Below are 6,855 nucleotides of genomic sequence, written 5' to 3'. Positions count from 1 at the left end.
CAAACGTTATTCATCAGATTCAGTATCAGTATCAGTTTGGCGCGGTGCAAACCAGGGATAGATGGCAGGCACTACCAGCGAGGTCAACAGCGTTGAAGTGATCAATCCACCAATCACTACGCTGGCCAATGGACGCTGCATCTCAGCGCCGTCACTTTGTGACAGTGCCATCGGCAAAAACCCAAGACTGGCAACCATCGCCGTCATCAATACAGGACGTAATCGCGCTAAAGCTGCTTGAAAAGTGGCTTCATTTACGGGAACTTTCTGCTTGATCCGCAAATTCTCCGCTGCACTGACCCAGACCAGACCATTCAGAACAGCGACACCAAAGAGCGCGATAAACCCAACGCCCGCAGAAATACTGAAGGGCATATCACGCAATGCCAATGCATAAATCCCCCCTGAAGCCGCCATGGGTACTGCTAGAAAAATCAACAACGCCAATCGTACCGATCGAAAGGTCGTATGCAGCAAAAGGAAAATCAATAAGAGTACGATCGGGGTAATAATCACCAGGCGTCTACTGGCGGATTGCAAGTTTTCAAAATCACCGCCCCAACGAATTTCGTATCCTTCCGGCAGTCGGATCTGCTCTTGAACTGCCCGCTGTGCATCACCCACAAAGCTGGCCACATCGCGCTCGCGTACATTCGCTTGAATGAAAGTTCGTCGACGATTGGATTCATGTTCGACCGAAGGAGGAGTCTCTTCAAATGAAATTTCAGCCAGTTCTTTGAGAGGCACTGGAACACCGAGAGAGTTAGAAACCGGAATTTGTTCCAGCAAACTGATTTTCTCTCGCCAGACCTGTGGAATCCGCACAATAATCGGGAAACGGGCGCGACCTTCAAAGATCAGGCCAACCTGATGTCCACCCAATGAAGAAACCACATCCATTACATTTTTCGCGTCCATACCATAACGTGCCAATGCATCCCATTTCGGTTCAATCCGAATCGTAGGCAGGTTGGCCTGAATATCAGCTTTCACATCAACGGCGCCGGGCACATTTTTCAGAACTCGTTCGATTTCTTTACCTTTGGAACTGAGTATTGATAAATCATCGCCATAGAGTAAAACAGCAACATCCGCTTTAACCCCCGCCACAAGTTCATCGACGCGCATTTCAATCGGCTGTGTGAAACCAAAGGCGACACCGGGAACACTTTTATTCAAATCGGCAGACATTTCTTCGATAAGGTCATCTCTCGATTTCAATTGCGGCCATTCTGCCTGTGGTTTCAGTATCACCCAGACATCGGTTTGATGCACGCCCATCACATCATTGGCAATTTCAGGACGCCCGGTTTTACAAAATACTGTTTTCACTTCAGGATATGTAATCAACACCTTTTCAATCTGAGTCGACATGACAACGGAATCTTCAATGGTGGCGCTCGGTAAACGGACCGCTTCAACCAGTAAATCACCCTCTTCCAAACGAGGCATGAACTCGGCTCCCAGATTGCCTCCTACGGGAAGACTGATTGCAAAAACCAGCAAGGCAGCAAAGACAGTCTTCCACGGATGCCGTATCGTCCAGGTTACCAGTGGCTGATATAATATTTTGATCCAGCGTATCAACCAGATCTCTTTTTCTGACATCTTTTTTGGTAATGAAAGCGAAGCGAGTGCAGGCATCAGCGTAAGTGAAAGCACCAATGAACCTGCTAATGCAAACAACACTGTTAATGCCATCGGGCGAAATAATTTTCCCTCAGTACCCTGAAGAGCCAGAATCGGAAGATACACAACGGCAATGATCAATTCCCCAAACATGGTCGGTTTGCGAACTTCAATCGCTGCATCACGAATTACCGCCAAATGTGATTTCCCAGCTTTATTTAACGAGATACGGCGAATACAGTTTTCCACCATAATCACAGAGCTATCTACAATTAATCCAAAATCAATGGCGCCCAGACTCATTAAACTGGCCGTAATTCCAGTTGCCGCCATTAAATTCGTGGCAAACAGCATCGACAAGGGAATCGCCAGCGCCACAATCAAACCCGCGCGAAAACTCCCCAGCATGACCAGCAGAACGATGATCACCAGAATGCCCCCTTCAACTAGATTGGTAAGCACGGTTCTCAACGTTCGGCTGATTAAGGAGGAACGGTCATAGGTAATTTCGAGCCTGATTCCTTCGGGCAGCGTTTTTTCAATTTCTTCCAATCTTTCCTTTGACGCGGCAACCACTTCCCGTGAATTTTCACCGATCAACATCATCACGAGACCGGTAACTGCTTCTCCTCTCCCATCGCGGGTCACAGACCCCTGCCTCGTCATCGGAGCAATTTCGACCTTCGCAATATCGCGCACCAGAATAGGCGTGCTATCGGGATCATGGCGAACAACAATGTTCTCGATATCAGATTGATTTTTCAGAAGTGCCTGACCACGAATAAATCGTTGTTCGTGATTGTGAACAACATATCCCCCCCCTGCGATGGAATTATTATTTTCAATTCGACGGTAAAGCTCTGCCAGAGAAATTCCGTAGCTGTTCAATCGATCTGGATTCGGTTGCACTTCGAACGTTTTGTAAAAACCGCCATGTGTATTAATTTCCGTTACGCCATGAACTTCGCGCAGTTTGGGCGCAATTTCCCATTCCAGTATCGTTCGAAGTTGCATAGAAGAATATTCTTCACCACGCACTTCAAACTGAAGAATTTCTCCCAGCGCTGTCGCCAAGGGACCAAGTTGAGGTGTCCCATAACCGGGAGGAATATCAGCCGAGGCCACGGTAATTCGTTCGGTAACAAGCTGACGAGCCCAATACAGATCAGTCCCTTCCTCAAATACGATTGTGACAACCGATATTCCAAACTTGGAAACGCTACGCACTTCTTCCACCTGGGGAAGCCCCCCCATCGCTGTTTCAACAGGATAGGTCACATAACGTTCCACTTCCACTGGTGAAAGAAAACCGGCATCTGTAACAACCTGAACCTGCACGTTCGTCATATCAGGCACAGCATCAATAGGCAGATGAATGGCAGAATACAGCCCTCCTGCCGCCATTAAAAATGTCAATACCAGGACAATAAATCGATTGGCCAGTGAAAATTCAATTAAGCGCGATAACATCAACACAACTCCATCAGAGAACAGAAAATCGAACAGTAAAGGAACCCGCTATTCTTATTCTTCCCGTTCCAGCAACAGTTCGGATTTCAGAGTAAATGCCCCTTCCTCTACCACCTGTTCTCCGCCGTGAAGGCCTTTTTGTACTTCAACCCAATCTTCTGTTTTGAATCCCGATTGGATATCGACTCGTCGAAAAGACCGGTCGGAAGCTTTAATAAATACAAACTCCTGTGCGGCATCATCAAGTACTGCGCGGGCCGGCACCGCGATGACATCTGATTTTTCCTTGCCAGGAATCATGACCTGGGCAAACATACCTGGTCGTAACAACCCTTTGAGGTTTTTAATTTCGGCAATTAAAGGGACCGAATTAGTTGTCGGCGAGACTTTACGTCCCAGATAATACAGACGGGCCGAAAACGTCAGTTGGGGAAAGGCAATGACCTTTACCTTCAGATCCTGACCACTATTCAAAGAGATGGCGCTCCAATCCGATTCTCTGATATCAGCCGCCACCCAAAGTGAGTCGGTTTGTGATAAAACAAATAATGAATCAGACTGTTTAACCCTTTCCGCCTGACTAAATGTCCGCTCTTCAATCGTTCCAGAGAAGGGAGCAATAATCTCCAGGCGAGATAACTTTGCAGCTGATTGTAATTCCTCGGCATTCAGATCCTTCCCTGATCCAATCAGGGATTCCAGATGTTGCTGACTGATTTTCATCCGGTGGTTGGCATCATTGAGTTTAGCCAGCATCTGATCGCGTTCCAGACGTACATCGTAAATCGACTGTTCGCATAACGCTTTCAAATTAGCTCTGGATTCCTGTACTTCAGCTTCCCGCATCTGTTGCGTCTGTTGCGAAATTGCTCCTGATTTTGCCAACGGTGCCGACTTCTGATTGACCATCACAGCCAATAAATAGCGGGAGTAGGCAGGTAGCAAATCAGATCGATAACTCCCGAGCTTCGCATTGGTAAATTCTTTTTCTACAGACTCCATTGAACGCTGGCTTAACAAAGCATCAACCAGCTTTTGGACATTATTCTGGATCAGTGCTTTCCAGTCATACTGATTGCGCACCAGTTGATATGCGGTCGTTCTCTGCAATAGATCTGCACGGGCCGTTCCGATCTCGGGACTATTAATGACCGCAAGTATCTGGCCCGTTTTGACCGAGTCACCAGGCTTGACCCGGGTTTCAATCAGGACGCCCTCCGTAGGTGCTTTGATATCGACATGTTTGCGATCATCGTATCGCAATCTTCCCGGAACGATGCGCACCCGGTTCAGGTTCTGTCGTTTTACGGAAGAGAGCGTTAAATGCATCGCCTTGATTTTCTCTTCAGAGAGTAATACATCTGAAGAAGGACCATCTGATTCCTTTTCCGTATCTGACGAATCTGGTTTTGTCAGCGGGCCCTGTTCGAAATCATGCGGAACCTGGTCCCAGAAAAAGACGACTCCCATGACTGAGACAAAAATCAAAAGGACAATAACTACACGTGATTTCATGATTCAATTCTCCCGCATCAACGGAAAAGAGAACGGCATCATGCTGAAGTCAGATCATTTGAGTAATGAAATGCGCACGATCCCAACTGTAAAACGAGACAACGTTCTAGCAGGATGAAATTGAATCAGCAGAGCGAAACGCTGATCAGATCACGAAGAGATCTTTTTTGAAATGATTGTAGAAACTGCTCTTGAACCACTCGATCTTTAATCGAAAGGACTGAGAGACTGAAAGGGGAGGCGAAAACATCTTTTAAACTGACGGATGCAAAAACCTGGCGTTGAAAAGATGTTTGTGCAAACTCGGAAGCAGGCATCGGCTGAGAAGACTCACCCACAATGAACTGATGTTGAACCGGGAATCGGTCTTCAAAAGGATTGCTGTTCTGTTCGCCTCCAAAATAAACAAAATGCAGGTGCCAGCCCTGTTCTTTGAGCTCCTCTCCACCCTCATTATGGAATTCGTCAACATGCGAAAACAACCAAAAACTATGTTCCTCTGTCTCCTGATGCAAATCATGATTATGCAACCAGGGAAACGGTAGATTCCACAACGACAGCAAGAGACAGACACGAATGAGACATCGCGCCGTCCAATGAAGTTGAGAGTCAAAGTTTTTTAACACAGAATTCATTTGCACTGTCGTTAAACAAATTGAAGATTAAAGGGAGGGTTTTCGGGAAGGTGGCTGAACATACAACAGCCATTGATACATTATTTGTTCGGTATACGGAATATGTCAAGCGATTTGTTTCTAATCTGCTCCTGTTTTCACACAAGACATTGGATCTCATCACTCATTTGAGCCCCAATCTCTTCAATGGCATTGATTGCAAGGTCTACGCTCTACAGGAAAGCGTCAACCACCCCGCATAGAGACAGAACCTCTCTTTATTATATCACAAGTCAAAGATCCGGAACCGATTTAGATCTGCAAATTCCGGCATATTTTCGATATCGCTCCCTCTGACATTGAAATACACAACACGAAGACAACTATTGATATCAATAACTACAGCAGTACGACTTTTTACAAAGAGACTGTCCGCACACCTTGCTGAAACAGAACGCAAAGAACTAAACTTGCAAACTGAGAGATGACTGAGAGTCAGTTCTTAATCAGATTCAACCAGTTTTTTTCACTGAGATATCAACCCGTATGACAATTCGGCTTCGACTCTTAAAAATGTGGCATTTCCCTGTACTCGCGTTGGCAATTACCCTGTTCCCCATGCTGGAAATACAAGCCCAGCCAACTTCTAAAACTCAACTCCCGCCCGGCACTTCACCATCCCAAAAGCAATCGCCTGAGATCAAAGCGGAACTGATTCAGAAAAATATTGATCAGGTCAAAAATATTAAAGACCTCTCTGAAGAGAACCAGAAAAAGGCAATTGACTTTTACAATCAAGCGCTGGGAAACTTGAAGAAAGCCTCTGAATTTCAAGATTCAGCACATTTTTTCGAAACCAATTCGAAAAATGTGATGCAGAGACTTTCTGTCATTAAAGTTGAGCTTAAGCAAAAGAGTAATCAACCGACCCCTTCCTTTTCTCACATCAAAATTCTTTCAGATCTGGAACAAGAGCTTGCAAAGGCAGAGACTCAATATGAAGAAGACAAAAAAGCGCTATCCACTATGGAAGCCGAATATTCAAGTCGGGCCAATCGTCAGAAAGAGGCGTTAGCGCGCATTAGTGCCATCCATGAAAAAGCAGCAGAGATCGATAAGCAATTAAAAGTCCCAGCCCCTGTGAATGAACCCACGGCGGTCACTACAGCCAGAGAAACAGAACTTACGACACAACTGAATCAATTCCTCTTTGAAAAACCTGCCTTAAAAAACGAACTCGCATCCTATGACGCGGAAGATACAGTCGGTTTCCCGCGTATAAAACTCGATTTTTTAAAACTGAAGTTGGAAAAGCAAAAAGAAACGGTCGATGTCTTAAAAAAACAGATCAAAAATCGGCGGAATATCGAATCTGAGATGCGTGTTAAAGAAGCGCGAAAGGAAGTTTTTGCAACAAATCCTCTCCTGCAACCACTGGCAGAACAAAATCAGAAATATGCAGAAGAAATCCTGCAACTCAACAAAAAAATCGAGGGTGTTGACCAGAGCATATCAAACACAAGCCAGATCTTGGAAGACCTCAAAAAACAATTCACACAAACAAAGTTGAAAGAAGAATCGGTGGGTCTTACGGGCCCCATCGGATTGCTACTCAGAACACAACAAT

General features: G+C 45.6%; 4 protein-coding genes. 1 reads left to right on the top strand and 3 read right to left on the bottom strand.

Annotated elements, in window-relative coordinates; translation table 11 throughout:
• Positions 1 to 6: 6 nt before the first annotated feature.
• The 3 genes from Q0668_RS02100 to Q0668_RS02090 form a co-directional block, all read right to left on the bottom strand.
• On the bottom strand, positions 7 to 3,099 hold the full coding sequence (locus Q0668_RS02100) for a CusA/CzcA family heavy metal efflux RND transporter (RefSeq protein WP_298859455.1): 3,093 nt from the start codon (positions 3,097 to 3,099) through the stop codon (positions 7 to 9).
• Between the two features lie 54 nt (positions 3,100 to 3,153).
• Positions 3,154 to 4,614, bottom strand: a complete 1,461-nt coding sequence (locus tag Q0668_RS02095) for an efflux RND transporter periplasmic adaptor subunit (RefSeq protein WP_298859453.1) — start codon at positions 4,612 to 4,614, stop codon at positions 3,154 to 3,156.
• 125 nt (positions 4,615 to 4,739) lie between these two features.
• Positions 4,740 to 5,249, bottom strand: a complete 510-nt coding sequence (locus tag Q0668_RS02090) for a hypothetical protein (protein ID WP_298859451.1) — start codon at positions 5,247 to 5,249, stop codon at positions 4,740 to 4,742.
• A 525-nt stretch (positions 5,250 to 5,774) separates the two neighbouring features.
• Between Q0668_RS02090 and Q0668_RS02085 the strand changes: the two genes are divergently transcribed.
• Positions 5,775 to 6,855 (top strand): hypothetical protein (locus Q0668_RS02085; protein ID WP_298859449.1); only part of this gene is annotated, 1,081 nt, incomplete at its 3' end.

The sequence above is a fragment of the uncultured Gimesia sp. genome (assembly GCF_937910335.1).
In the GTDB taxonomy this organism is placed as follows: domain Bacteria; phylum Planctomycetota; class Planctomycetia; order Planctomycetales; family Planctomycetaceae; genus Gimesia.
This window is presented reverse-complemented; position numbering and strand designations above follow the sequence as displayed.